The sequence below is a fragment of the Corynebacterium epidermidicanis genome, from assembly GCF_001021025.1.
GTDB lineage: Bacteria > Actinomycetota > Actinomycetes > Mycobacteriales > Mycobacteriaceae > Corynebacterium > Corynebacterium epidermidicanis.
In genome coordinates this window covers 2,123,996-2,150,876 of record NZ_CP011541.1, presented here as the reverse complement: position 1 = coordinate 2,150,876, position 26,881 = coordinate 2,123,996, and the positions used below count along the sequence as shown (strand labels likewise).

Annotated in this window: 20 protein-coding genes; 14 read left to right on the top strand and 6 right to left on the bottom strand. The window is 56.3% G+C overall.

All coding sequences use genetic code 11. The features are described 5' to 3' along the window. Positions 1–79: 79 nt before the first annotated feature. The 4 genes from CEPID_RS09880 (at position 80) to nrdE (ending at position 5,794) form a co-directional block, all read left to right on the top strand. Positions 80–2,239: a LamG-like jellyroll fold domain-containing protein gene (locus CEPID_RS09880; protein WP_158408042.1), complete on the top strand. Its 2,160-nt coding sequence runs from the start codon at positions 80–82 to the stop codon at positions 2,237–2,239. Positions 2,240–2,702: 463 nt separating this feature from the next. Continuing rightward, positions 2,703–2,936 (top strand): glutaredoxin-like protein NrdH, encoded by a 234-nt coding sequence (gene nrdH / locus CEPID_RS09875; protein ID WP_047240824.1) that lies wholly within the window; start codon positions 2,703–2,705, stop codon positions 2,934–2,936. A gap of 195 nt (positions 2,937–3,131) precedes the next feature. After that, complete coding sequence (gene nrdI / locus CEPID_RS09870) at positions 3,132–3,569, top strand: class Ib ribonucleoside-diphosphate reductase assembly flavoprotein NrdI (protein WP_047240823.1); 438 nt, start codon at positions 3,132–3,134, stop codon at positions 3,567–3,569. Between the two features lie 101 nt (positions 3,570–3,670). After that, the gene (gene nrdE, locus CEPID_RS09865; protein WP_047241498.1) at positions 3,671–5,794 is read left to right on the top strand and encodes a class 1b ribonucleoside-diphosphate reductase subunit alpha; all 2,124 of its coding nucleotides are present in this window, start codon (positions 3,671–3,673) and stop codon (positions 5,792–5,794) included. Between the two features lie 58 nt (positions 5,795–5,852). On the opposite strand, the gene CEPID_RS09860 is transcribed toward nrdE, so the two are convergent. The 3 genes from CEPID_RS09860 to CEPID_RS09850 all read right to left on the bottom strand — a co-directional run bounded on the left by CEPID_RS09860 (position 5,853) and on the right by CEPID_RS09850 (position 8,242). Further along, the gene (locus CEPID_RS09860; protein WP_047240822.1) at positions 5,853–6,251 is read right to left on the bottom strand and encodes a DUF1801 domain-containing protein; all 399 of its coding nucleotides are present in this window, start codon (positions 6,249–6,251) and stop codon (positions 5,853–5,855) included. Positions 6,252–6,271: 20 nt separating this feature from the next. After that, positions 6,272–6,961 carry a FadR/GntR family transcriptional regulator gene (locus CEPID_RS09855; protein WP_047240821.1) on the bottom strand — a complete coding sequence of 230 codons (690 nt, stop codon included), beginning with the start codon at positions 6,959–6,961 and terminating at the stop codon, positions 6,272–6,274. 780 nt (positions 6,962–7,741) lie between these two features. Next, positions 7,742–8,242 carry a ferritin gene (locus tag CEPID_RS09850; RefSeq protein ID WP_047240820.1) on the bottom strand — a complete coding sequence of 167 codons (501 nt, stop codon included), beginning with the start codon at positions 8,240–8,242 and terminating at the stop codon, positions 7,742–7,744. 296 nt (positions 8,243–8,538) lie between these two features. Here CEPID_RS09850 and nrdF point away from each other — a divergent pair, with 296 nt between their 5' ends. From nrdF to CEPID_RS09820, 6 genes are all read left to right on the top strand, one after another. After that, entirely contained in the window at positions 8,539–9,483 is a 945-nt protein-coding gene (gene nrdF / locus CEPID_RS09845; RefSeq protein ID WP_047241497.1) for a class 1b ribonucleoside-diphosphate reductase subunit beta, read from the top strand. A gap of 366 nt (positions 9,484–9,849) precedes the next feature. Beyond that, complete coding sequence (gene ctaD / locus CEPID_RS09840) at positions 9,850–11,544, top strand: aa3-type cytochrome oxidase subunit I (RefSeq protein ID WP_047240819.1); 1,695 nt, start codon at positions 9,850–9,852, stop codon at positions 11,542–11,544. Between the two features lie 147 nt (positions 11,545–11,691). Next, a complete protein-coding gene (gene serB, locus CEPID_RS09835; RefSeq protein WP_047240818.1) occupies positions 11,692–12,882 on the top strand; it encodes a phosphoserine phosphatase SerB in 1,191 nt (396 codons plus the stop codon). Continuing rightward, positions 12,869–13,642 (top strand): peptidyl-tRNA hydrolase, encoded by a 774-nt coding sequence (locus CEPID_RS09830; protein WP_083984441.1) that lies wholly within the window; start codon positions 12,869–12,871, stop codon positions 13,640–13,642. Before serB ends, CEPID_RS09830 begins: the two co-directional genes overlap by 14 nt. Before the next feature lie 164 nt (positions 13,643–13,806). Beyond that, positions 13,807–14,748 carry a hypothetical protein gene (locus CEPID_RS09825; protein WP_047240817.1) on the top strand — a complete coding sequence of 314 codons (942 nt, stop codon included), beginning with the start codon at positions 13,807–13,809 and terminating at the stop codon, positions 14,746–14,748. Positions 14,749–14,925: 177 nt separating this feature from the next. After that, a complete protein-coding gene (locus tag CEPID_RS09820; RefSeq protein ID WP_047240816.1) occupies positions 14,926–15,708 on the top strand; it encodes a hypothetical protein in 783 nt (260 codons plus the stop codon). Here the strand turns inward: CEPID_RS09820 and CEPID_RS13180 are convergent. The 3 genes from CEPID_RS13180 to CEPID_RS13345 all read right to left on the bottom strand — a co-directional run bounded on the left by CEPID_RS13180 (position 15,694) and on the right by CEPID_RS13345 (position 20,830). Next, entirely contained in the window at positions 15,694–17,097 is a 1,404-nt protein-coding gene (locus tag CEPID_RS13180) for a class I adenylate-forming enzyme family protein (RefSeq protein WP_052843513.1), read from the bottom strand. The genes CEPID_RS09820 and CEPID_RS13180 overlap by 15 nt on opposite strands. Next, a complete protein-coding gene (locus CEPID_RS09810; RefSeq protein WP_047240815.1) occupies positions 17,094–19,052 on the bottom strand; it encodes an ATP-dependent DNA helicase in 1,959 nt (652 codons plus the stop codon). The genes CEPID_RS13180 and CEPID_RS09810 overlap by 4 nt, the downstream gene beginning before the upstream one ends. A gap of 212 nt (positions 19,053–19,264) precedes the next feature. Next, entirely contained in the window at positions 19,265–20,830 is a 1,566-nt protein-coding gene (locus CEPID_RS13345; protein WP_052843511.1) for a hypothetical protein, read from the bottom strand. Positions 20,831–21,093: 263 nt separating this feature from the next. Between CEPID_RS13345 and CEPID_RS09795 the strand changes: the two genes are divergently transcribed. The 4 genes from CEPID_RS09795 to CEPID_RS09780 all read left to right on the top strand — a co-directional run bounded on the left by CEPID_RS09795 (position 21,094) and on the right by CEPID_RS09780 (position 26,876). After that, positions 21,094–22,920 carry a dynamin family protein gene (locus CEPID_RS09795; RefSeq protein WP_047240814.1) on the top strand — a complete coding sequence of 609 codons (1,827 nt, stop codon included), beginning with the start codon at positions 21,094–21,096 and terminating at the stop codon, positions 22,918–22,920. Then, on the top strand, positions 22,920–24,395 hold the full coding sequence (locus CEPID_RS09790) for a dynamin family protein (protein ID WP_047240813.1): 1,476 nt from the start codon (positions 22,920–22,922) through the stop codon (positions 24,393–24,395). The genes CEPID_RS09795 and CEPID_RS09790 overlap by 1 nt, the downstream gene beginning before the upstream one ends. Positions 24,396–24,589: 194 nt before the next feature. Beyond that, positions 24,590–24,940: a hypothetical protein gene (locus CEPID_RS13170; protein WP_144413508.1), complete on the top strand. Its 351-nt coding sequence runs from the start codon at positions 24,590–24,592 to the stop codon at positions 24,938–24,940. Positions 24,941–24,989: 49 nt separating this feature from the next. Then, entirely contained in the window at positions 24,990–26,876 is a 1,887-nt protein-coding gene (locus CEPID_RS09780; RefSeq protein WP_052843509.1) for an Hsp70 family protein, read from the top strand. The last annotated feature ends 5 nt before the right edge of the window (positions 26,877–26,881 follow it).

Sequence of the window (26,881 nt, the reverse complement as noted above, 5' to 3'; positions counted from 1 at the left end):
CGCCGTTAACCAATAATTTATGTGCGCGCAATTTTTTAGCGTCCCGCGATTAATTTCTTTCTCGTACATTCTGGTGATTGTGAAAACTAAAACTAGAATTCTTGCGCTGTTGAGCGCGATCGCGGTGCCGTTTGCTGGCACTGCCCAGGCCGTAGAACCGGCTCCACTCCAACCGAGCACCGAGACGAAGGTCAATCCAGCGAAGCTCAATGTCGGGCCGGGTGCGCGTGGTACGGTGGCGATCCTTCCAGATACCCAGTTCTACTCCCGGTACGGGGCGGCGGAAAATGATCAGTATTCGCTGCAATTCCCTACGCTGCCGAATCCATTCGACGCGCAAACCCAATGGATTGTAGAAAACCAGGATGACTTGGGCATCTCGATGACGCAACATCTAGGTGACGTGGTCGACCAGGTAACCTACCCAGGGCAGTGGGCGGTTGCTTCCCGGGCTATGGGCAAGCTTGACGACGCCGGTGTCCCTTACGCAGTGATCCCCGGCAACCACGATTGCCTGAGCTGTGATCCATGGTCAGCGGCCCCAGTGGACATGTTTGGCAGCTATCAGCAAAATTTCCCGGTGTCTCGTCAAGCGAAGTCCTCGACTTTTCAGGCTGCAAGCCCATCGGGACTGTCGAATGCACACAAGTTTGCAGTTGCCGGCGTGCCGATGATGAGCGTGAACCTGCCGTGGGAGGCTGGCGACGAAGAAATCCAGTGGGCGGAAGGGGTTTTGGAGGCTAATCCCAACGTGCCGACTATCCTGACTTCTCACCAGATCATCAACATCGACGCCTCCGGCGATCCGCTTTCCACTCCGTTCGGCGAAAAGCTCTGGGATCGTCTCATCAACAACAATCCGCAGGTCTTTTTGACGTACAACGGCCATCATCATGGCGCGACGAACCGCGTGTTGAAGAATGCTGCCGGTTTGCCGGTCTTCCAGCAGCTCATCGACTACCAAATGGCGTACCAGGGTGGAAATGGCGAGATGGCGCTCGTAGAGTTTGACTTCACGCACAATCAAATCTCCCAGACGTCCTTTTCTCCGTGGGTGCTGCAGAAGCCACAAAACCGATTGACCACGTTTGATGAAGCACTCATGGACAATCCGGGATCTACCTACACCTATGACTTCGACTTCGCACAGCGATTCGCGGCCATCGGTGCAGATTTTCACCCGCAGGGGGAGCGGACGTCCGCGACGGCCTCCCTTCGCGATCACATCACCAGCACCTTCACTCCAGCTGCGGAGATGGTCCGGCCAGCGCCACAGGGCGAGTCGGACTATCCGAAGGTGGACGGCACTCTTGCGCACTGGCGTCCAACCCAAAATGCGGACGGCAGCGTGAAATTCACCGATATCACCGGCAACGGCAATGACATGACGATGCACAGCACCGGCGGAAGCGCGCGCTTTGATAGTGATTCGGCGAAGGAATCTTCGTTGCCGGCGTCGATAAGCTTTGATCCAGCGGCCAAGCATCTGTTTACTTACTTCGAGACGGACAGGGATGCGCCGATTAATGCGCAGACCTTCGATAAGGGATACACATACGAAACGTTTATCAAGATCGATGAGCGGTTCGGTCCCGATAACCACTGGATGGGCTTCATTTCCCGATTCGGGCAGCGCAAAGACCTGCCGAACCTGGCTACCGATTCTGATCTGGAGGAGCCACCTGCGGCCGGTGCGGTCTCGAGCCTGCGAGAGTTGCAGTGGGCGTTTGCGGAAAACAACCAGCCGATGGAGGGGCAATCCCTGTGGAGCTCGGACGTACCTGCGGGGCAGTGGCTGCACGTCGCGGTTGTCGATACGGGAATCCCGGCCGATGGTGGCACCGGCTCGGTGACGATGTACGTTAATGGCGCCCCTGTCCTACGCAACGCGTACGGGCCGCACGGCATTGCGGCAGTCCCGGGCAAGACTTGGATCATGGGTGGCTCGACCTATGCGGACATGCTGAGCACGGGCTTCTTTGGCAAGATTGGCGAGTCTCGCTTCGTCGATCGCCCACTTGCCCCAGAAGAATGGTTGACGGCTCGTGTAGCTGACAACAAGCCAGCGCCTGCGGCGGGATCCTCCGCACTAACTTCCTCTGGACCGGCAAAGGTAATGACGGCCGTGGCTGCCTTGTTCTCGGTGTTAAGCATCGTTGCTGGCCTGGCTATGCGATACCAGAACGTGGTCAATGAATTCCTGGCCCGATTTGGTCTGCGCTTGCCAAAGCTAGGCTAAATTGCGGCATGCTTTTCGACGCTCCCTTTCGTCGTCAGCCTAAGGCGGTGGCGGGCGGGGGCGTCGTTTTGGTTCGTAGGATGGGAAGTCGCGAGACTTCGCCCAGGTTTGTAACAAAACGGTAACGTTCTTGGCAGGCGAGCTGGTGAAATGCCAAGCGTGTAACCAGTGCAGGCTACAACGATGTAATTCCGTAGTTGTCGGGGCGCAACATGTAGTGCTGTGTCGAGCTGACATCCTGCGAATTTCGTCGATGTAACTACTATATATAGTATCCGTTGCACTTTTTGACCACAACGTCTAGTGTTGTTTCTTGTCGCCAGCGTGGAGATCGAAAGAGTTTTGGTACTTCACTTCCGGCACGCAGATTCTTAAGTGAGCTGTCTGCATGCACCGGTCGGCGCGAAAAACTTAGCCCTCGGGCTTGTAGGACACCCGTATAGAAATTTAAAGAGGATCTCTCATGGCAATCACCGTTTACAGCAAGCCAGCCTGCGTCCAGTGCACCGCTACCAAGAAAGCTCTTGATCGTGCTGGACTGGAATACAACCTCGTTGATATCAGCATGGATGACGAAGCTCGCGACTACGTGATGGCTCTGGGGTACCTGCAGGCACCAGTTGTCGAGGCCAACGGCGAGCACTGGTCCGGTTTCCGCCCCGAGCGTATCCGCAGCCTCGCTGCGGAAGTTGCCTAAAACTGAAATTAACCTCGAATTGCCCTAGGCAGCGACGCATGGATTGACACCGAGATCCGGGGTGTGGGCATAGCAGTTAAGTTGCACCCTCGTCAGTCCAGGCAGATAGCCAATTCGAAGCCGCTCCGGGAATACCACGGAGCGGTCTTTGTTTATTTCCGTTAAGTAGCAGTGCTGTTAGGCAAGTGAGCATCCATGTTGATTGTGTACTTTTCCTCCGCCACCGGTAATACCCACCGCTTCGTCGAGAAGCTCGGCCTGCCATCGAAGCGGATACCGCTTCACAAAGGCGTCGAACCCATCAAGGTCAACGAACCCTATGTGCTTGTTTGTCCGACCTACGGGGGCGGTGTGTCCTTGAGCGGTCGGCCGCCTAAGCCGGTCCCAGTTCAGGTGATTAGATTCCTTAACGACCCGCACAACCGGAGCTTTATCAAAGCAGTCGTGGCGGGTGGAAACTCTAATTTTGGTGCTGATTTTGGCACCGCGGGTGATGTTATTTCCAAGAAATGCAACGTGCCTTATGTCTATCGTTTTGAGTTGATGGGCAATGAAGAAGATGTCCGGATCCTCCGACAGGGGCTGCTCGACAACGCCCATGCGCTGGGATTGAGCCCCCGCCAGACAGCCTGACCGCCAACCGGCTAGTCTCGAACCTGTTACCAACCACAAGCCAACCTAGTTAAAGGAACCTAAACCCCGTGAGTCTCGTCAACGATTCTTTGAAGGATCCCATGGCCGCCGCCGATCAGCTGGACTACCACGCGCTCAATGCCTTGCTGAACCTTTATGACGAAAATGGCCAGATCCAGTTCGACAAGGATCGTGCCGCAGCCCGTCAATTCTTCTTGCAGCACGTCAACCAGAACACGGTGTTCTTCCATAACTTGGAGGAAAAGCTCAACTACCTCCTGGAAAACCACTACTACGAAGCGGAAGTCCTGGAGAAGTACGACTTCGCTTTTGTAAAGTCGCTGTTCAAGCGCGCGTATGCGGTGAAATTCCGGTTTACAACCTTCCTAGGCGCATACAAGTACTACACCTCCTACACCTTGAAGACCTTCGACGGGAAGCGCTACCTCGAGCGCTTTGAGGATCGGGTGTGCATGGTGGCGCTGACCTTAGCTGACGGGGATCGCACCCTCGCAGAGAACCTGGTGGACGAAATCATGTCCGGGCGCTTCCAACCGGCGACGCCTACCTTCCTTAACTCCGGCAAAGCTCAGCGTGGAGAGCCGGTTTCCTGTTTCCTGCTGCGTATCGAGGACAACATGGAGTCCATCGGTCGTTCCATTAACTCTGCGCTACAGCTGTCCAAGCGGGGCGGTGGCGTGGCTCTACTGCTCTCAAACCTTCGTGAGGCTGGCGCACCGATTAAGAAGATTGAAAACCAGTCTTCCGGCGTCATTCCAGTCATGAAGCTGTTGGAGGATTCCTTCTCCTACGCTAACCAGCTGGGTGCCCGCCAAGGCGCCGGTGCCGTGTACCTGCACGCGCACCATCCGGACATCATGAAGTTCCTGGACACCAAGCGCGAAAATGCGGACGAGAAGATCCGTATCAAGACCCTCTCGCTCGGCGTGGTCATTCCGGACATCACATTCGAGCTGGCGAAGAAGAACGATGACATGTACCTCTTCTCGCCATACGACGTCGAGCGCGTCTATGGGAAGCCGTTCGCCGATGTGCCAATCTCCGAGCACTACGACGAGATGGTGGAAGACGGGCGTATCCGGAAGACCAAGATCAACGCTCGCGCGTTCTTCCAGACCCTGGCTGAGATCCAATTCGAATCCGGCTACCCATACATTATGTTTGAGGACACCGTGAACGCTGCGAACCCGATCAAGGGCCGCATCACTCACTCCAACCTGTGCTCGGAGATCCTGCAGATTTCCACGCCGTCTACTTTCAATGCGGATCTTTCCTACGATGAGATCGGCGAAGACATTTCCTGCAACTTGGGCTCCCTCAACATCGCTATGGCGATGGACTCCCCGGATTTCAGCAAGACTATCGAAACCGCAATCCGGGGCCTCACGGCTGTCTCTGAGCAGACCTCGATCGACTCGGTGCCGTCCATCAAGAAGGGCAATGATGCAGCACATGCCATCGGCCTCGGTCAGATGAACCTGCACGGTTACCTCGGCCGCGAACGTATCCATTACGGTTCTGAAGAAGGCCTCGACTTCACCAACGCCTACTTCGCTGCGGTTCTCTTTGAGGCGCTCAAGGCGTCCAACAAGATCGCTAAGGAGCGTGGCCAGAAGTTCCAAGGCTTCGAGGATTCCAAGTACGCCGACGGTAGCTACTTCGACGACTTCAAGGTAGTCGAAATGGCTCCGCAGACCGACCGCGTGAAAGAACTTTTCGCTAACTCCAGCATCCATACCCCGACGGAGCAGGAATGGGAGGAACTCAAGGCTGAGGTCATGAAGCACGGCCTGTTCAACCGGAACCTGCAGGCAGTGCCACCAACGGGCTCAATTTCCTACATCAACCACTCCACTTCCTCGATCCACCCGATCGCGTCTCGCATCGAGATCCGCAAGGAAGGCAAGATCGGCCGCGTCTACTACCCAGCGCCGTTCATGACGAACGACAACCTCGAATACTACGAGGATGCCTACGAAATCGGCTTCGAAAAGGTCATTGACACCTACGCTGTGGCCACCAAGTACGTCGACCAGGGCCTGTCGCTGACGCTGTTCTTCAAGGACACCGCCACCACCCGCGACATCAACCGTGCCCAGATCTACGCTTGGCGCAAGGGCATTAAGACGATTTACTACATCCGCCTGCGCCAAACCGCGCTCGAAGGCACCGAAGTGCAGGGTTGCGTGAGCTGCCAGCTTTAAGGATTCCTAGCTGAGGGTGTCGATAAGCAGTGCGCTTGTCGACGCCCTTTTGGCTTTCCTACAAGGACCGAGCTTGCTCCCAGGCGTATTCGATCAGCTCGCGGAGCACTGCGGTATCCACTCGAGCTAGCCGGGTGATGTAGATGCAGCCCTTGCCTGTTTTGACCGGCCCTAGAGCATCGAGGAAAGTAGCAAATTGCGAAGCATCGCAACTAAGGTACAGCGAAATGGTGCGTTCGGACACCGCGAAGCCCAGTTGCGCTGCGGTGCCGGTGTGCCCCGAAGCATATCGATAGTCATAGGAGCCGAAGCCTATGATTTTGGCACCCCAAACTACTGGAGGCAGGCCGGTGACTTCGCGAAACAGCGAAACGAGGTATTCGCCGTCGGCACGTTTGGCGTCCGACAATGGGGCAAATACCTCGTCTGGGGTCCTAGGAGAGGGCACAGTCTTCATGCCCTCAAGTTTGGCACAATCTAGAGCGACAACAGTTTCTGTGTGAGTTCTGCGGCCGCGTCGGCATTGCGTTCGAAGATCGCATCGGCCAGCGCAATGTAGGTGTCAAGAACTTCGGCTGAGGGGACATCGGGGAAAGATCCATGGTCAAACTCGCCTGCGATTACCGAGCTGATGGCTGGGACGAGCGCCGCAAACATCTCGTTGCCGGAGCAACGCAGAACCATAGCATGGTAGTTGGTATTGAGGTTGACGTATTCGCGAGTAGCGCCATTACCTTGGCTTGCCAATTCGGCCATCTGAGCCGCAATCTCGCGCATTTCCAGTGCATCTTTCTGGCTTGCAGCGATGGCAGTGATCCGTGCTGCTTGCGGTTCGACTGCGATACGCAGTTCGGTTAGCGACTTTAGCTGTGCTTCGCGCTCCGTCGGGACCTGTAGGCGCCAGCGAATGATGGACTCGCTGAACACGGACCATTGGTCTTTGGGCAGCACCGTGATGCCGACGCGTCGAGACGAGGAAACCATTCCCAAGTGCTCGAGAGCTCGCATAGTTTCGCGGGCAACAGTGCGGGAGATGGAAAAAGATTCGCACAGGGTTTGGAGGGTGAATTTGTCACCGGTTTGGATCTTGCCACTAACGATATCCAGACCAATGTGGTCAAGCACAGTCTCCAAAAGTGGTGCGTGTGGGCGCATAGGCATGGACATGTTAAAGGGTTCCTTCTAACTGATCTCTAATTGTTGAACAATTCTCGGATTGAAGATGCCAAGTGCATGCAGTGGAATCACTCGTGGCGAATTCATAACAGCGAATCCGGCCGTAAGTGAAGACGATCTGGACAAAAATCGAAAATCCAAAGCTTTCAACTGTGGCGCCATAGAAGCGTGTTGGTTGTCTGTTCGGGCTGGTGCGTCCGGCAGACGATCGCTAATTATTGGTTGCGCTTCCGGGCCTGGTAAAACGTGGGTAGGTCTGGAACGATTGCATGACTAGCTAAATCAAGAATCGGCGAGGTAGTGGGAGACCAACCGCTCTCACGTCCTTACGCGAACACTCCTATGCAAATGTAGTGGATTAATTCTGCGATTTCTAGCCCGCAAGCTAATAGCTAACCGTCAATAAGCTTGGCTGATAGGAAAATCATTAGGAAATCAACTTAGCAACTAAAGAATGAAAAATATGCTCCAAGGTGAATGGAAAATGGAAATAATCGCTTGCCCTGCAGCGATCTCTATCGAAATGGGTGAGTGGCGGCGCAGCGAGCGTAGATCTAGCTGATAGTTGCCTGGCGATAGTCTGCAAAGCACTTAACTTATGCCTTGGCAAGTTAGAAAAAATTCTCCCAGTGAGAAATTAATCACGAATGGGCAAAGGCTGAATGAAATTCAAGTTAACGATCGCCCAAGTCAATTTCTGTGCGAAAACGAAAAAAGGTGCGAGCTAAGCCTTGGGCAACTCGCACCATTGGGGGTAATTGGGGGGGGGGATTAGTCGGTGTTGACTCGCGTGCCCAGTTCTGCGTCGATCCGGAGGAGCCCTGATCCATCGCTGCCGACGATCCGGATGCGATCCAGAATCTCCCTAACTGTGGACACCTCTTCGATTTGCTCCGCAAGGAAAGAATCGATGAGGGGGCGCGCATCGTAGTCACGAACCTCGTCGACAATTGCGGCAAGGTTGCGGATGAGATCAGAAATCTTTTCCTCGTGAGCCAAGGCTGCTTCGAAGACTGCCACTGCGGTTCGTTCTGGCTGCGCCGGGGCGGCGATAGCCTGAATGGTCGGGGTGACATTGCGTGCGGAGAGGTGATCTGCAAACAGCTGAGCGTGTGTCAATTCTTCGTTGGACTGGATACGCAGCCAGTCGCGCATTCCGGTAAGCCCAAGATCGTCGACAATGTATGACAACTGAAGGTAGATGAGTGCGGCTTCGAGCTCAGCAGTTACTTGATTGTTTAGTGCGCTTTGTAGCTTTTGGTTGAGGGTCATGTAATCAAGTGTATGCAGTTTGGCTACTTCGGGGGTGTTTCATGTGGCTTCGGGTAGCGCTGACCTCGATAGACACCTACATTCCCGACTTAAGCGAAGCGCGGGTAAGCGCGGGTGAGTATGGTTGGGGCATTACTGATTAACGCTTTTCGACGCCCGTTTGTGCGTCTCACCTCATTGCGCGCGAGTATTGGTGTGTGCAAAAAATCGAAAGGAAAAGTTGCGTGGCATTCCATGACAATGCTCAATCACCTTCCCATCGTCACGACGGCTCGGTAGGGCAGTCCAATGCCCCGATCTCGGCGATTAACTGGAATGAAATCCCCGATGAAAAGGACCAAGAGGTCTGGGATCGTCTCACCGGCAACTTCTGGCTTCCGGAGAAGGTCCCAGTATCTAATGACATCAAGAACTGGGAGATGTTCAACGAACAAGAGCGTTTGGCGACGATGCGCGTTTTCACTGGCCTGACGCTCCTGGATACGATTCAGGGCACTGTCGGTGCCGTATCGCTCATTCCTGATGCGGTAACGCCACATGAGGAAGCCGTGTTGACCAACATTGCCTTCATGGAATCGGTGCACGCGAAAAGCTACTCCAACATCTTTATGACATTGGCTTCCACCGCTGAAATTAATGATGCTTTCCGCTGGTCTGAGGAGAACGAGAACCTGCAGAACAAAGCTCGAATCATCCTGGATTTCTATGATGGGGAAGATCCGCTTAAGCGCAAGGTTGCCTCAACCTTGCTTGAGTCTTTCCTGTTCTATTCAGGCTTCTACCTTCCGATGTACTGGTCTTCGCACGGCAAATTGACCAATACTGCCGATATGATCCGCCTGATCATCCGCGATGAAGCGGTACACGGTTACTACATTGGGTACAAGTATCAGCGTGCATTGGAAAAAGAAACCCAGACGCGGCGCGATGAAATGAAAGACCACACTTTCGAGCTGGTCTTCGAGCTCTATGACAACGAGACCCAGTACACCGAGGATCTTTATGACGAGCTGGGGTGGACTGAAGACGTTAAGAAGTTCTTGCGCTACAACGCCAACAAGGCGCTCAATAACCTTGGGTACGAGGGGTTGTTCCCGGCGGACGATACGAAGGTATCGCCGGCAATCCTTTCGGCACTTTCACCAAATGCAGATGAGAATCATGACTTCTTCTCCGGTTCGGGATCGTCCTATGTGATTGGTAAAGCGGAAAATACCACCGACGACGACTGGGATTTCTAGTCGCTGCATACGAACTGAGGGTCCCGCGCTCACCTGGTCAAAGTTAGAGCGCGGGACCTTATTTCTATTGTTGCCAGTGTGGCACAAGTGATGAAGCCATCTGATCTACCTCGAGTGGGGGAGACCGTAGTTCCCCCACTAAGAGTGTTTAGTGTCACAGTTTGATGTGGAACGTCATGCTCAAAATTGGTTTTGCACCCCCATAACTGCAATAGGGTTACCGTGAACAGCGAAGGAACGCTAGAGTAATCCACGTAACCGACTCTTTTGGGCCGGACGATTTCTTATGTCGTATGCAGTTATATAGGGCATAATACAGAAAAGCCCGAATAGACTCAGGGATTTTCGCGTAGTCAGGAGGAACTAATGACCGCTGTAGCGCCTAGGGTGGACCATTCGGTCGCACCAGCAAGGCCTGCACCGACCGGCAATGCCCGCAAGGGATCTTTTGCTTGGAAGATGTTGACCACCACCGACCACAAGCAGCTGGGCATCATGTACATCATCATGTCTTTCAGCTTCTTCTTCCTCGGTGGCTTGATGGCACTTCTCATTCGTGCCGAGCTGTTCGTGCCAGGACTCCAGTTCCTGTCCAACGAGCAGTTCAACCAGCTGTTCACCATGCACGGCACCGTGATGCTGCTGCTGTATGGCACCCCAGTTGTGTGGGGTTTTGCCAACTATGTTTTGCCACTGCAAATCGGTGCCCCAGACGTGGCGTTCCCACGTTTGAACGCCCTCGGTTTCTGGCTGACCACAATTGGTGGTGTGGCCATGCTTTCCGGCTTCCTGACCCCAGGTGGCGCCGCTGACTTCGGTTGGACCATGTACTCTCCGCTGTCCGACGCCATCCACTCTCCTGGCATTGGTTCTGACATGTGGATCGTCGGCGTCGGTGCCGGCGGCGTTGGTACCATCGCCTCGGCCATCAACATGCTGACCACCATCCTGTGCCTCCGCGCACCAGGCATGACAATGTTCCGCATGCCTATCTTCACCTGGAACATCTTCGTCACCTCCGTGATCGCGCTGCTGATCTTCCCAGTTCTGACCGCAGCGGCTCTCGGCGTGCTTTACGACCGCAAGCTCGGTGGCCACCTGTACGATCCAGGCAACGGTGGCTCGATCATGTGGCAGCACCTGTTCTGGTTCTTCGGCCACCCAGAGGTTTACGTCCTCGCACTGCCATTCTTCGGCATCATTTCCGAGGTTGTTCCAGTGTTCTCCCGCAAGCCAATGTTCGGCTACGTAGGCCTGGTCTTCGCGACCCTGTCTATCGGTGCGCTGTCCATGGCCGTGTGGGCGCACCACATGTTCGTCACCGGCGCCGTCCTGCTGCCATTCTTCTCCTTCATGACCTTCCTGATCTCCGTGCCTACCGGCGTGAAGTTCTTCAACTGGGTGGGCACCATGTGGAAGGGCCACATCTCCTGGGAGACTCCGATGATCTGGGCCATGGGCTTCATGGTCACCTTCCTCTTCGGTGGTCTCACCGGCATTATGCTGGCTTCGCCACCGCTGGACTTCCATGTGTCTGAGTCTTACTTCCTCATTGCGCACTTCCACTACACCCTGTTCGGTACCATCGTGTTTGCTTCCTGTGCCGGCGTCTACTTCTGGTTCCCGAAGATGACCGGTCGTATGCTCGACGAGAAGCTCGGCAAGGCACACTTCTGGTTGACCTTCATCGGCTTCCACGGCACCTTCCTGATCCAGCACTGGATCGGCAACATGGGTATGCCACGTCGTTACGCTGACTACCTCGACTCTGATGGCTGGACGTGGATGAACCAAGTCTCCACCGTATTCGCCTTCATCCTCGGTTTGTCCGTTATCCCATTCGTGTGGAACGTGTTCAAGTCTTGGCGCTACGGCGAGATCGTTACCGTTGATGACCCATGGGGTTACGGTAACTCTCTCGAGTGGGCTACCTCCTGCCCACCACCACGCCACAACTTCACCTCTCTGCCACGCATCCGCTCCGAGCGCCCAGCGTTCGAGCTGCACTACCCACACATGGTGGAAACCATGCGTGCCGAGGCGCACACCGGCCGTCACTAGTCGCGTGACGCATCGCAGCTGGTAGTCTTCCCTGACAACTGCCAGTTGGGCGGTCTCCATGACACGCAGCAACTACCCCCAGCACCGTTCTAAGGTGGTGGGGGTAGTTGCTTTTTGTCGGTTGAAGCATCGTGCCAATATAGGAATATGAACAGCACAGCGGACGATTACCTAGTCACAGTCCACGGCGCCGATCGCAACGGGATCAGCGCCGCCGTATTTCGGGTTCTGGCCTCCCACTACGCACAGCTACTTGATATTGAGCAATCGACGTTTCGTGGCCAGCTTTCGCTGGCAGCTCTGGTTGCAATTGCTCCGGACCGAGTCGAGAAGCTCACCGCGGGACTGAAAGAAACCTTGCGTGGCTATGGTTTGCGTGTGCGCGTCGAAAAGCAAGAGCGTCACCCGCGTACCGCCGCGACTCACGTGTTGGTTCTCCTCGGGCGAGAAATCTCAGCGAAGCATGTGCACGCCGTTGCAGTTGCTATGGCGAATTACGGCGCGAATATCGATAGGATTCGCCAGCTGGGGCATCAGCCGGTTTCTGCGGTTGAGCTGGAGGTGACGCTGTCAGTTGATCGACCGGGGAGTGGAGTGCCCCTCCGCAAAGCCCTCGCACAGTTGGCTTCTGAGATCGGAATTGATATTGCAATTGAACGTGCGGGTCTGCAGCGGAGAGCGAAGGGTTTGATTTGTTTCGACTGCGACTCAACCCTGATTACCGGAGAGGTAATTGAGATGCTCGCGGCGCACGCAGGTCGCGAGGCAGAAGTAGCGGAAGTGACGGAGCGGGCTATGCGAGGCGAGATTGACTTCGCTACTTCGCTACACCAACGTGTTGCAGTCCTCGCCGGCTTAGATGCGTCCGTTATCGACGAAGTCGTTGCGGAGATTGTGCTGACTCCTGGGGCGCGGACCACCATCCGGACACTCAAGAGGTTGGGCTACAAGGCGGCTGTCGTTTCTGGTGGCTTCGCTCAGGTACTGACCGGGCTGGCTGAAGACCTGGATCTCGACTTCGTTCGGGCTAACACCCTGGAGATTATCGATGGCAAGCTCACTGGACGGGTGGTGGGCGACATCGTGGATCGGGAGGCAAAAGCCAAGTTCTTGCGTGAGTTCGCCGAGCATTGTGGCCTGGATATGTCCCAAACTGTAGCGGTCGGTGACGGCGCTAATGACATCGATATGCTGTCTGTTGCTGGGCTGGGAATTGCTTTCAACGCAAAGCCTGCCCTGCGTGAAGTCGCTGATGCTTCAGTGACTACTCCTTACTTGGACGAAGTGCTGTACATGTTGGGGGTCACCCAAACGGAAGTTGAGCATGCCCGTGATTGATCCCTCAACGGATTCACCAGCGTTAGGCATCGATTTGGCTGCCCTGCGTATCTCCCACGAGCGGTTGCGCGCTGTTCTCGATCCGGATCGGGATGGCGAAGACCCCAACAACCCCGCGACAGTGCAGGCCATGCCAATCGTCCTGCACATGCCGAAGAATCAGCAGATTGATCGGCTTGAACTACTCGAAGTCGCAGCTCGTGCCGTCGTTAAAGCTTGCTTGGACGAACGGGCCGCCGGTGATACGGAGTACGCCGCTGCGTTGCAGCGTTGGTATGGTGCTCGGATTCGCAAGATTGCGAGGCGGGCGCGAAATACAGCCTGGGAAAGGGTGCAGCAGGTGCCTGGCGTGACTGTGTCGCAAGGAAACGCGAGCGCTCGGGCTTGTATTCCTTCTCCCGTGCAGGACACGGATCCGTTGGTGACGAAGCTGCAGATCGGTGGCACTGACTTGGATGCCTCTCCGCAGCGCCCCATCCATCCGGGTATTGCCTTGATCGCGGTCGATGCGGGTCTTCGTATGAGCGTCGGGAAGGCTGCCGCGCAGGTAGGGCACGGGTCGATGTTGCTGGCAGCTCATTCCACGCGCGAGTGGGTGAGCGCTTGGGGGAGCGCAGGGTTTCCGCTTCAGGTGCGGGAAATTTCGTCACCCGAGTTTCGACGGTTGGCCCAGCGCAGCGACGCCGTTGCCGTCCAAGACGCCGGCTACACGGAGGTGGCCCCTGGGTCGGTAACTGTCGTGGCACTAGCGCAGCCTTAGGCATGGCTCCAAGCTTGTCGACGTCTGCCGCACATCCAATGTTTTGCAAGGCATAACAATATGGTTACGCGCCCTGCGGTATTCAACTGTTACAGCTAAGGTAAAACTGTTTGGCAGCTAATTTCAGTAAATGCGTTGTTTAACCAGAAAGGCGGATGATACGCATGTCCAATCCATTCGATCCAAACTCGGGCCGTAATGAGTCTGGGGCGGTCGGAAACAACCCAGCCGATTCTGGATCAAGCCGCCTTCCGTCTTATGAGTATGAAGCAGGGCTCAACTCGCAGTCCGCAGCTGAGCAGCCCTATGGCCAGCAGCCTTACGGCCAACAGCCTTACGGCCAACAGCCTTACGGCCAGCAGCCAGGTGGCAACTTCGGCTACGACAATTCCTCCTATGCAGCCACGCAAACCACCCCAGCTCCGGGGACTTTCGATGCCATGGATTCGATTTCGCAGGCATGGAAAATTTTTGCAGAGCGTCCAGGTGCATGGCTTCTATCCGCGCTGGCCTATGGTGTAGCTTTCGGACTTTCCTTCCTCGTGGCTTACGTTATTTTCTTCGCTTACATGATCGCGAACACTGATGAGGTTACGGGCGAGTTTACTGGCGACTTTAGCCCGGCGATTATCGTAGGAATGGTTCTCCTCCTGTTGGTTGGCATGGTGGCAATGATTCTCTGGGAGCTGGTCAGCTATCGCGAAGCGGTCTATGCCGTGGGCGGCAAGAAAGTTACTTTCAAGGATTTCTTCACGTTCAAACGCTGTGGCATCATGTTTGTCGTATCTCTCGCCGTCGGCCTGCTCAGTGTTCTGGGCGTGATCGCCCTCATCATCGGTGCTGTTGTGGTTTCGTTCCTCTTGATGTTTGCGATGACGGCAGCTGTCCCTGAGGGGCAAACGGTTGGTGGGGCTATCTCCAGCTCGTTTGAGGTGGTCAAGAACAATATCGTTCCATCGCTGGTTCTGTTCCTCTTGCTCGCAGTAATTAACGGCATTGGTGGCGCAACCTACGTGGGCATCATTTTTACTTACCCGTTGACCTTCTTGGCGATGAGCCATGCATACCTCACCGCTAAGGGACTTCCTGTGCAGCGCCGTAGCTAGGGTTGCGTGCGTACTGCAGTGCCCACGCAAAGCCTGCCCCCAACCGAGTTGAAACTTGGGTGGGGGCAGTTTTAGGCAAAATTGCGGAATTTCTGGTCACAGCGGGAACATCTCTGTCCTGTCTGAGCATCTCAGTAACCGAGAGCCTAACGCAGTATCGTCCTGAAAGGAACAACAATGACGCAGCCTTTTCCTTCGTGGCAGACACCCAACTCGAACCCATTTGACGGGCGTCCCAGTGTGCAGTTTGTCAACGGAATGCAGCCACAACAGCCAGCTGCCTCGGCGCTCCCACCAGAAGCGGCGCGAGCATGCGGCGTTGCTTGGCGAATGCTCACCGGAAATCTCAAGGTATTCCTTTTGTCGGGGCTGGCGTATGTTTTCGGCGTTGTCGGCGTGTTCCTAGTCTTTATGGCATCGCTGTACTTTCTTGATGAAGTTTTGGCATTGTCGCAATCTTCACTCAATATGATTGCTCCATTTGCCGCGGCAACTCTCTTCGGAGGCATGTTATTTGTGCAAGCCATGTACGTGACTAACCTACAGCGGGCTGTGGAACAGCTGTGGCGGGGCGAGAAGCCACTGCGCTTCATTGACATGTTTGGTACTGCCCGCTGCGGGTTAGTTGCAGTGTGCTGCCTGCTGTATATACTTCTCGGATTCGTGGGCTTGGCCGCCATTTTCGTCGGGCTGTTGGCAGCAATCTTTTTCTTTACCTACGCAACTCCTATCGCGATGCACCGGGGACCGCTTGCTGCATTCAAAGAGTCTGCCGAGGTTGCGATGCGCTACAAGATGGAGACGTTTTTGATGTTGTTGTTCATTTTGGCGATTAGTTTCTTGAGCAACATTCCATTCCTCGGTCTCTTTGCCATCCCGATGATGTTTATGGTGCCGCAGGTGATGTATCTGGCGGTCCTGGATTATGAGCGCGCGAACCCGAACCTAGCTTGTAAGTAGCCTGCGGAGAATCTTCCCCGAAGCGCTGCGGGGAATTTCTCGTACCTGCCGGATGCTACGAATACGTTCATACGGAGCGACCTGAGCGCCAAACCATTCGATTAACTCATCATCGCTTATGGGGGAGCCGAGCACGACGAACGCTTCGGGTCGCTCCTCCCCGTTGGTACCGTATCCGCGCACCACAGCGGCATCGACGACGTGTGGATTGCTCAGTAACAGCTGCTCAAGCTTCACTGGCGACACTTGGAAGCCGTGAGACTTGATAACATCCTTGAGCCGATCAACGACTTCCACGGAGCCGTCGGCAAGCACCCGCACGAGGTCGCCGGTGCGCAGCCAGCCGTCGACAAGCGCGGCCGAGGTTGCTAGCGGGTCGCCGAGGTAGCCCTTCATGATCTGCGGTCCGCGCACCCACATCTCACCTTCCGTGACCGGTGTGCCGGTCTTGGGATCCCGGACGCTGATTTCGGTACCGGGCAGTGGGTGGCCGATCGAGCCGAGGGAGGTGCCTGGTTGCCACGCGAGATGCGTCACGGGGGAGGCCTCGGTGAGTCCAAACCCTTGAATGATGCGGGCGCCGATTCGTTGTTCGGCGACCTTAGCCGTAGCGACGTTGAGTGGCGCGGCGCCGGAAACGACGGTGTGGAGCGCACTGAAATCCACCGTGTCGACCAGCGGATCTCGAGCGAGCAAAGTCGCCAGCGGTGGGGCGATGAAAGTCAGGGCGACGTGATGGCGTTCATGCGCGGTCAAGAAGCTTTCCCGTTCGAAATCTTGCGCCATAATCCGAGCCCGAAGAGCCAACGGGACGTTTAGAAGCGCGGTGAGTCCGTAAATGTGTGAATACGGCAAAACGGACAGGCACGTTTCTCCGGAACTAAGCGGCAAAACTTGGCCGAATTGTTGGATATTGGCACTCAGCGCACGATGCGGCAGCATAACAGCCTTGGGGCTGCCGGTGGTGCCGGAGGAAAACGGCAGACACACCAACTGCTCTGGATTGATCTGCACCACAGGGGCAGCGAGACCACCTCGGGGAGCACGCAGCTGCGCGAGATCGGTGGCCGTAAGAAGCATGGTGGCGTCGGCAGCTCGCAGCTGGGCGGCGCGGTCGTCGGCGGTGATATGGGCCCCGAGCGGGGTGACTACAGCTCCGAGCTTGGCTATGGCATGAAAAGCGATCGCAAAATCGCTGCCGTTGCCCAGTTGAATTCCCACGACGTGGTGGGGGCGAACTCCACGGGCGTAGAGCCTGGCAGCGACGTCGTCGATAAGCTCGGCGAGCTGCGGATACGTCCACGAGCCGCTGGAATCGATGATGGCTTCCTGCTCGGGTAGCGCCCCACCGAAAACTGCGTCGTAGAGTGACGATGGCAAGATGTTCACTGCGCCACCAACCTGGTTAACGCTCCCCGAACTGTGGCTGGATCGGTAGTCTCCCAAAAGGCTGGCATCGACCGGCGAAGGAATCCACCGTATCGCTTGGTGACCAGCCGATTATCCAACACTGCCACCACACCACGATCCGAGACGTGACGAAGCAATCGCCCAGCTCCCTGCGCCATCAGCAGCGCAGCGTGTGTTGCCGCGACTTCCATGAACCCATTGCGTCCCTCGGCATCAGTCGCTTCCTTCCGCGCTTGCAACAGCGGATCATCCGGGCGAGGGAACGGGATGCGGTCGATGACCACCAGCGAACATGCCTTCCCCGGCACATCGACGCCCTGCCACAAGGTCAGCGTGCCAAACAAACAGGAGTTGTCGTCTTTGGCGAACTTGTCGACGAGCGCGCCGGTTGTATCATCGCCCTGGCACAGCACATCGAATGGGACGCGAGCGCGCATGGCCTCCGTTGCTTGCTCAGCGGCGCGCCGGGATGAAAATAATCCCAGGGTACGACCGCCTGCAGCCATGATGAGTTCGTAGAGTTCGTCGAGGGTTTCCGGAGATAGCCCGTCTCGTCCGGGGTCGGGCAGGTGCTTCGCGGTGTAGAGGATTCCTGATTTCTGCGGATCGAACGGCGTCCCGGCATCGAGACTGTCCCACGTACCTTTGGACAAGCCCCAGCTAGCCGCCATCGCGTCGAAGTTACCGCCGATGGTCAGCGTTGCCGAGGCCAGAATTACGGTTTGATCGGCAAAAAGTCGGGAATGCAGGAGGCCCCCTACCGAAAGCGGAGCTACCCGCAACGTGACTGTTCCACGACGATCATCGCGCGTGAGCCAAACGACGTCTTGGTGTTTGGCGGGGTCTGACTGTGCAAACACTTCGAGGATTCGAATGATCGCGTCGTGGAGGTCCTGGAGGTGGTTGCTGAGGTTTTGTCGTTCCGCGTTGCGCTCGGGATCGTTGGCGGCTTCACCGTCGGGGGCTCGGCTGATTGTTTCGCGCAGGTTCCACAGCGCGTCTTTGATGGCGATGAGCGCATTTTGCGCAGGCAACGGCATCGATTTCCAGCGGCCTTCCTCGGCCGTGAGGAAGGCATCCTCCAAATCCTTGGCGATGTCGCTGAGCTTTTCGTCGCGGCCTTCCGCACCGAGTTTCCCGGCTCGCTTAGCTGCCAAGTTGAGGGAAGTTACCGAGATTTCGTTGGTAGCCACCGCAGTGATGCGTCCGTCGAGCTCGTGTGCCTCATCGATGATAACGACATCATGCTCCGGCAAAATATTGATGTCCGCGAGCGCATCGATAGCTAGCAGTGCGTGATTGGTGACGATTACATCGACATCCTGCGTCTTCTTTCGTGCCAGTTCGGCGAAACACTCCTCGCCATGGGGACACCTCGAGGCGCCGAGGCATTCCCGGGAGCTCACTGAAAGCTGACGCCAGGCAAGATCTGGCACTCCGGGTTCCAGATGATCGCGGTCACCGGTTTCGGTTTCCTGCGCCCATTCGCTGAGTCGGGCGACATGTTTGCCGAGCCACGAGAGGTCTTCTTCCTCTATCAAGGCATCAGGTTCAGCGACTTCGGATGCGGCAATCTTATTCAGACAAAGGTAGTTTTGCCGCCCTTTCATGATCGCGAAGGTAGGTTTCTTCTCGAGCAGCGGTTCCAACGCATCCGCGAGCCGAGGGAGATCACGTTCGACGAGTTGTCGCTGCAAAGCGATTGTCGCGGTAGACACGATTACAGTCGTATCGCTGGCCTGAGCGTGTCGAATCGCAGGAACCAGATACGCCAGCGACTTACCCGTACCGGTGCCCGCCTGAACTGCCAGGTGGCGTTCGTTTTCCATCGCGTGGGTCACGGCCTTGGCCATCGCCATCTGACCATCGCGGCGCGCTCCACCGAGCCCTGCTACCGCTGCGTCGAGGAGTTCCTCAGTACTTGGGCTTGCCACCTTCGCCAACTTCTTCTAACCTCCGCCATGCTTGGACCTTACTGAGTGTAGTCGGTGCTTATCGACGCCGGCTGCCATCGCCCCGCGCCGTCCGGGGACTGCGATCGAATTCGCCTCCCAGGGTGGCAAATCGCTCACGTATCTACTGCGGATCGAATACGAAAGGACGGCTGATGCGCGAGTAGCACATCAGCCGTCCTTAGTGCGGAGGGTTAGGCGATGTCGTCAGCCGAACCAGAGTCGGTTGGCATATCGACGTCGATCGTTGGAGCAAGGTCGGAGTTGACCTTGTCGTAGGAATCGTATTCCAGATCGTTGTCGTTGTTGTAGGCCTTGACGTCGGCGTAGCCATCGAAGTCGGTGTCGATGAGAGCCTCGTCGGTCTTGCCGTCGCCGTCGAGATCCTTGTGCTGCTCGTCGATGCGTCCGTCGTAGTTGCCATCGACTACCACCATGTCGGTGACGTTGTCATCGTTGGAGTCGAGCTCCAGGATATCTGCTTTGCCGTCGGCGTTGGTGTCCTGAGCGAAGCCGTCAGCGTAGCCATCACCGTCGAGGTCAACCTCAACGCCCTTGCCATGAGCTGGCGCTGCGGTAGCAGAAGCTGGCTCATTGGCTGGGGTTGCAGGAGCTGCTGCTGGTGCTTCGGCTGCTGGTGCTTCGGCTGCTGGTGCTTCGGCTGCTGGTGCGCTCGTGGATCCACCGGCGATCAGGTCATCTACATCCTGGCCGAGTAGCTTGCCAAGGGCTTCTTGAGCAGCAGTTTTAGCTCCATCGCCACCCGTGCTGTCTGCAATACCGTCGCAGGTGCGGTCGGACTCGAAGTAGTTGGACTTGTGATCATTTGCAGTATCCCCGTAGTGGACAGAGTCGATCTTTCCGTCACCATCACGATCGTATGCGCGAACATCGGCCGTCCCGTCGCCGTCGGTGTCGAAGAACACTCCGTCGTCGACGCCGTCGCGGTTGGAGTCGTAAGCTTCGCCACGGGCTGTTTCGGGCGCTGGTGCAGCTTCAGGTGCAGCTTCAGGTGCAGGCGCTGCTTCTGGAGCTGCGCTGGCCTCGGGAGCAGGGGTAGCTTCCGTTGCTGGCTTTTCGGCTGCGCTTGCGGAATCTGCGGCCGTTGCGGCGCCTGCACCAGCTGCGGCACCCGCACCAGCTGCGGCACCAGCGGACTCGCCACTCAGGCCCTCGCTGAATGCGCCCTTGCTGATGGATTCGTGAGCTGCGGAGAGCTTACCGCTGCCAGAGGTGGAGTCGACGACACCGTCATTGTTGTGGTCGTACTGGGTGGTGTCCATCTTGCCGTCGCCGTCGGTGTCGTAGGCAACGTAGTCGATTTTGCCGTCTTCGTTTGAGTCAGAGGCCTTGACGTCGACCTTGCCGTCGCCGTCGGTATCGATCTGTACGTTGTTGACTCGGCCGTTGTTGTCGGTGTCTACGACGTGGGTTTCCAAGAGGCCGTCGTGGTTGGTGTCAGCGGAGACTCGGTCGAAGTCGCCGTCGCGGTCAGTGTCGGTCAGCTGGGTGTCAGTGATGGAGTCCTTGTCGAAGTCCATGTCGGCCCGCTCGATCTTGCCATCTTCATTGGAGTCGTAGACGGTGCCGTCCGACTTGCCGTCGCCGTCGATGTCAACCTGGAAGGTGTCCAGCTTGCCGTCGAGATCAGCGTCAGAGCCACCGATTACTTTGCCGGAGGTGGTCGTTCCGTCCGCACCGGTGATGGTGAAGGTGCCAGGGGTGGTGTTTTCTGCAGCGTTCTTGTTGTAGTCAGACATTGTGAGACCTTTCCTTTCAGTGGGTGGGAACCAGCATTGTGCTGGGGTTAGTATCCTTCAGGACTGGCGTGCTGTCCTGTCATAGCTGAGATGCAGCCAGGTCCAGGAATGTTCCGCGGGGGTAAGCAAAACTTATGATTCGGTACTGAATTTCGGCTAAAACATGCGGTAGGTGCCCATTTCAGTAAAAATGTAGTGATCGACCAAACGGGGGTAGCTTCCCGGTCACAAGTTGGTCGCCGAGAAACACAAGGAGGGCACTAATGGAGACTGCGCCGCACACAGTCAATGGTCGAGATGCGCGTGCGTCCGTAGGTCGAGCGTGTGAAATCGCCACCAAGTATGGACATGTTGGCGCTGCAGAACACGCGTTGGCGGTGATGAATGCAGAGTTTCGCCTGGGCACAGTCGTTGTCGTGGGGGAAATCAAGCGCGGTAAGTCTTCTGTAGTCAATGCTCTCGTCGGGCGCAGAGATCTGCTTCCAGTAGATGTCTTGATGTGTACGTCAGCGCCCATTCGGGTGAAGACAGTGCAAGATCCGACATTTCCGGTGGAAGTTTCTGTGGTCAGAGGCGACCGTAGGGATCCCATCGACCCGGCTGAACTACCCAAATGGGTAACCCATCAAGCCGTACAGGAGTTGGATCGGGCACCAGCAGATTCAGATGATGCGTTGCAATTGCCCTCGGCTGCGGAAATAACTGTCGGTGCCCGCGATCTTGGAAGCATCACCATCATTGACACTCCTGGTGTTGGAGGTCTGGATAGCCACGCCATTCACGCCGCGCTGACGGAGGCCCGGCATGCGGGCGTGCTGTTGATGGTTTGCGATGCATCTACCCCCATCACTGCACCCGAACTAGAAATTTTGCGCACCGCTCGTGAACAGGTTGGCTCGGTGATCGTCGCGGTGACAAAGACCGACAAGAACACTCGACGATGGCGATCTATTGTTTCAGACAATAGAAGGTTGATTAGTCAACATTTGGGGTTGGAGATCCCCGTGATCGGTGTATCGAGTCTTCGTGCGCTAGACGCAGCCGAGCTTGTTGACGACGCGCGTCGAGAAGCGATCGAACAGCGCTGTGGCATCGCGGCCCTTCGTGCGCAGATTCGCCAAGACCTGGCGGCGTCGTCGGGGATTGGAGTGCGCACGGCCCTCGATTCCATGACGGTGGTGATGAGATCGGTCCAAAAGGATGTCGATGAAGACATTCAGCTACATTCGAGCACCTCAGATGCGGTAGCAAAGCTGGAGGGGGAGCGGGCACAACTCGAGAAATTTCGAGAAGAAACTGCTGATTGGGAACAAGTGTTCCAGCGCGACATCTCACTCGCGCGAAATAGTATTTCTGGCGATTTAGATCGCGCTCTCGAACAATTGAGGATCACTTGGACCGAACGCATTAATAGTGATGGTATGCGCGTCCTGCGATCAAAACCTCAGGTGTTTACGAGTCAGATCGAAACGGAGCTACGCAGCATCGTCGATAGTGCGGTGCAGGCGATTTTGCGAGAGGTCGAAAAGGACTGCCGAGCTCTCGTTCGAGACGAGGAATTAACACGGCAAGTTATGTCGACTGTCTTGGCATCTTTGCTGCCAGCCGAGATTGTCACCCGTGAGGTAGACAAAAAGACGAAAGACCTCGCTGATCCCACTGTGCTGACCATGGGGATGGTGGGCGCAGGTGCGCTGGCGGGCGTTACCTTCGGCATCGCGCCTCTGGCGGCCGGGTTGTGGATCGGCATCAATCTGGGCTACAAGGCGATGCGAAACGGTAAGCAGCATCTGATCAACTGGCTGCGGGAAATGCAGTCCAACGCGCGTTCGACGTCGATGCGCATGCTTGACCAGATTATTACGTCGGCACGCACGGAAATCATGTTGGCGCACCGCTCGAAGCTGCGTCAACAGCAGAAGCACATCCAGGGCAAGATCGAGGAAGCTCGCCGAATCGCGCAAGAGTCGGAAACTGAGCGCAAATCCCGATTGGCGCGACTGCAGAAGAATTTCGACATCATCGAGGCCACCATTACTGAATTGGAATCGCACAAGCGCGCACTGCAAGCGCCAGGGAGGGCACTGTAATGACGACTCCGCCAACCACATACAACAATATTGACACCTCACGTGACCAAAGTATTGGCGCGCTAACTACCCTGCTCACCCAAGCTACAGATGCGCTGGCGCAAGGTGGCCCGGAACTCGCTGAACACGCTGTTCAGCTGCGGGAAATGGTGTCGCGCCCACCTAGGGTTGCCGTAGTAGGACGCCTCAAATCCGGTAAATCAACGCTGGTCAACGCCCTCACACAGCACGAGATTGCAGCCACCGGCTCCCTTGAGTGCACCATGGCCGTGTCCATGTATTTCAATGGGGCACCTGCTCGCGCAGAGATTCATAGCCGATCTGGCGAGGTCAAGCGCATTCCGCTCAGCGAAGGGCCACTTGAAGAACTCGGCTTTCCGTTGGAAGACGTCGATCATATCGAACAGTTTCTACCAAATGCGCAGCTCCAGCGCCTGACTCTCATCGACACGCCCGGCACCGCAACGTTGACGGTCGAGAATGAAGAACGCACCCGGCGTGTCCTCGTCGATGGCCAGCAAGACACGAAACGGGCTAGTTCGTGGGCGGACTCCTTGGTGTTTCTATCGGATTCTGCGCCTCGAGAAGACGAGCGACTCTTTCTGTCTCAGCTGGGTATGACCCCGCTTACTTCGGTGGGAGTGCTCTCCCGTGCGGATTCCTTTGGCGCGGGAGCGTTCGGACAACGTGATCCGTTGGATTACGCCGCCACTCACGCGGAGAATATTGCTGCTCAATTGGGCAATTCCGTGCTTGAAGTGGTGCCATTGTCGGGATTTTTGGCCGAGTCCGCGTTGGTCGGTCGGGTCAATGGCACCATCGCTCGTACTTTGGGGCATTTGGCTTCCCTTAACCGAGAGCAGCTGCTTGATGTCATTGAGGTCGAAGACCCTTCGGTAATTGTGCCGGGGCTTTCCGCCCACATGCGAGACGAACTGCTGGATACCGTCGGAGAGTACGGAATCGTCGCTGCCCGGGATATCGCTGCGGCCGAGGGCGCGGTCGGACTAGTGAATTGGATGATCGAACGTTCTGGAATCAGCCGGCTCACTCAATTGCTCACTGGCGAAATGAGCTACTTCGCGGTGTTGCAGCGCGCGGTGCGGATGCTTGATGTGCTCGATCAACTAGCGGGCGCAAACATCAATACTGAACATGTGCGTTGGGTGCAATCGGTGACATTGTCCCAGCCTGGCATGCATTTCGTCTTGCTTTACCGCAGCTACCGCAATACCTATGCGGCAACCCCAGACTCGCGGTTGTTGGCACCGCTTCGGGCCGCAATTGAAGCTACTTCGGCAGCAGAAGTTGTGGGATTGTCACGGACCGCCTCGCCAAATCAAGTGCGGGCCGAGCTCGAACAACGTCTTGGTGAGATGCAGCAACTAGCAATGGGCCTGCTCTCGGCAGCGGAAGATGAGGCACGCGAACGACTGGTGGTTGCGTATCAAGCTGCCTTGCGTTCGCTGGGGTAGGACGGCGTGGCTATTCGCCCTGCCGAGCGCGAGGAACTGCTTTAGGATCAAAAAACATCTGATGATTTCTCATACGAAAGGTCGTGCACAATGCAGAGCCCAATCGGGAACATTTCGCCGGTTTGTGGCATCTCATTGTTATCTGGGTCAAATTCCGGTCCGGAGCACCCTCACTTCGCTTTAGGAGATCAACAGTGAACGAACCATCCAATAGTTTTGACTTCCCGACGAACAATTTTGATGCGGTTGGAAATCAGCCTCCTAGCTCTCATCAGCCAAGTTCGCTGAGCGGCCGCACAAAAATGCTTTTGCTGTTGACCGCAGGGGTGACGCTGGCAAGTTGCGCATTTGTGGTCTGGTACTTCTTTAACCCGATGTCAAGAACTCCAGTTGAGGATTCACAGCCGGCCAGCTTGTCGACGACCGTCGCACCAACGCCAAGTTCTGCGGAAGAAGCAACGGCAAAATCAACTGAATCTGCTCCGGCAAGTTCGGTTCCGCAAGAAACTCTGGGAAGCGCCATCACGGGCAAGGTGCTTCGTTAAGTCCCCAGCCCGATGACGAAATTATCCGCTACTAGGAAAGTGACCAATAATGAACGACGCGTGGCATTTTGGAATTGACTTTGGTACGAGCAACACCTCGGCAGCTCATACTGCACCATTGTCGGGTGCGGTGGAGACCGTGTCCCTCACACATCGCTCGAACTTGATGCCTTCAGCGGTTTATCGAGAAGACGGGGAGATCTTCGCCGGTGACACCGCGTTGCTGCGTGGTCGTCGTTCGCCAGCGCAGTTGTTGCTTTCCCCAAAGCGCTACATTGATCACGATACGGTGCAGTTGGGTGGTCAGGATGCAGACCTCCTGGAACTTATTTCGGCCGTTATTGGTGCAGCACTGGAGCGCGCTAAGGCTCAACATGCCGGCACTGACCCGGAGACCGTAACCCTGACGCACCCGGAAGCTTGGTCTGTGCACTCGGTTGGGCAGTTGGTTGCTGCCACGAAGCGAGCTGGGGTGGCAGAGGAGAAGATCCGTACGATTTCGGAGCCTCGCGCAGCGGCTGTTCATTATGCGGCTCAGCAGCATGTCGAGCCGGGTAAGCACGTTGCCGTGTTTGACTTTGGTGGTGGCACGTTGGATATCGCTGTGCTGCAGTCCCAACCTGATGGAAACTTCCGGGTAGTTTCCGCAAAGGGCGACAATTCGCTGGGCGGTCGCACTGTCGATAACCTCATGTTCCGTTGGCTCATCACTCAGCTCGAGCATGACGATCCAGATTTTGCTGACTATGTGCGCAATGCTCCGATTTCGGTCATGCACTCTTTGGAAGAAAACGTGCGAGAAGCCAAGGAGATCCTCTCCGACGCATCGTCGGCAACAGTGTCGATTTCCACTCCGCAAGGTGAACAAGATATCTTGATCACCCGAGAGGAATTCAATAGCCTCATCGACCCTTCGGTGGAGCGGGCAGTGGAACTCACTCGGGCAGCCCTTAGCCAAGCAGGTGTTAGCAGCAGCGATACCCCGCTGTATTTGACGGGTGGGTCTTCGCGCATTCCCCATGTGCATAACCGGTTGAGTGAGCTCGGCCAGGTCCAGACCCTCGACGACCCAAAAACTGTTGTTTCCCGAGGCGCAGTGCGAGCTACCCTGCACGGTTTCACGGAGGGCACGGATGGCCAAGTCCGGCAGCCAATTGCCCCGACCGCTGTGCCTAGCTCCCCGGCTGCAACACCTCAAACCAATGCCTTCGCGACGCCGCCACAAGGAAGTACTCCTGGAAACCCAGCTGGTCCTAGCTCGCCTTTTGGCACGCCTCCTTCCTCGCACCAGTCGTCGACCAGCTCAGTGGGCGCGAGCGCGGTGAACTTCACGCCGACGGAAAAGCCAGGTGGCGGCAAGATGAAGCTTATTTTGGCAGGTATCGCTGCGGTCGTGGTGCTAGGCGCTGGCGCGATGATTATCCCGAACATGATGGGTGGCAACAGCCAGCCGAAGTTCCAGATTTCTCCGCAGCTCCAAGACACGCACTTGGCGCGTCTCGACGGGCAGGTGGTGGACTACATGCCGGCGGCATTCCTCGAGAAGGTGAAGTCCTGCTCTGAGGATGAAGAAGCTTTCAAAAGCTATGAGTACAAGTTCGCACAAGGAACTAAGACTCGAACCTGCTACCTCGCTACGCTTACCGATGCCCCTAAGGACAACTCCTTCTACAAGGGTAACGTCAATATTTTGAAGGGCGACGAGGCTAAAAACCTGCAGAAGAAGTTCGACGAAATGCCGGATACCTCGAAGGTTGTCCTGCAAAAGGCGAAGGGCAATCAGCCGGCGGTCTACTCCGTAGTCAATGACAAAGAGACCTACATCCAGGTGTACTACGAAAAGCAGGGGACGATGATCTCAAAGGGCGAGTACGGCTCGATGCCTCCGGGTGAATTTGAAGAATGGGCGAAATACTTCGGCTTCCTCGAAAAGTAGCTCAC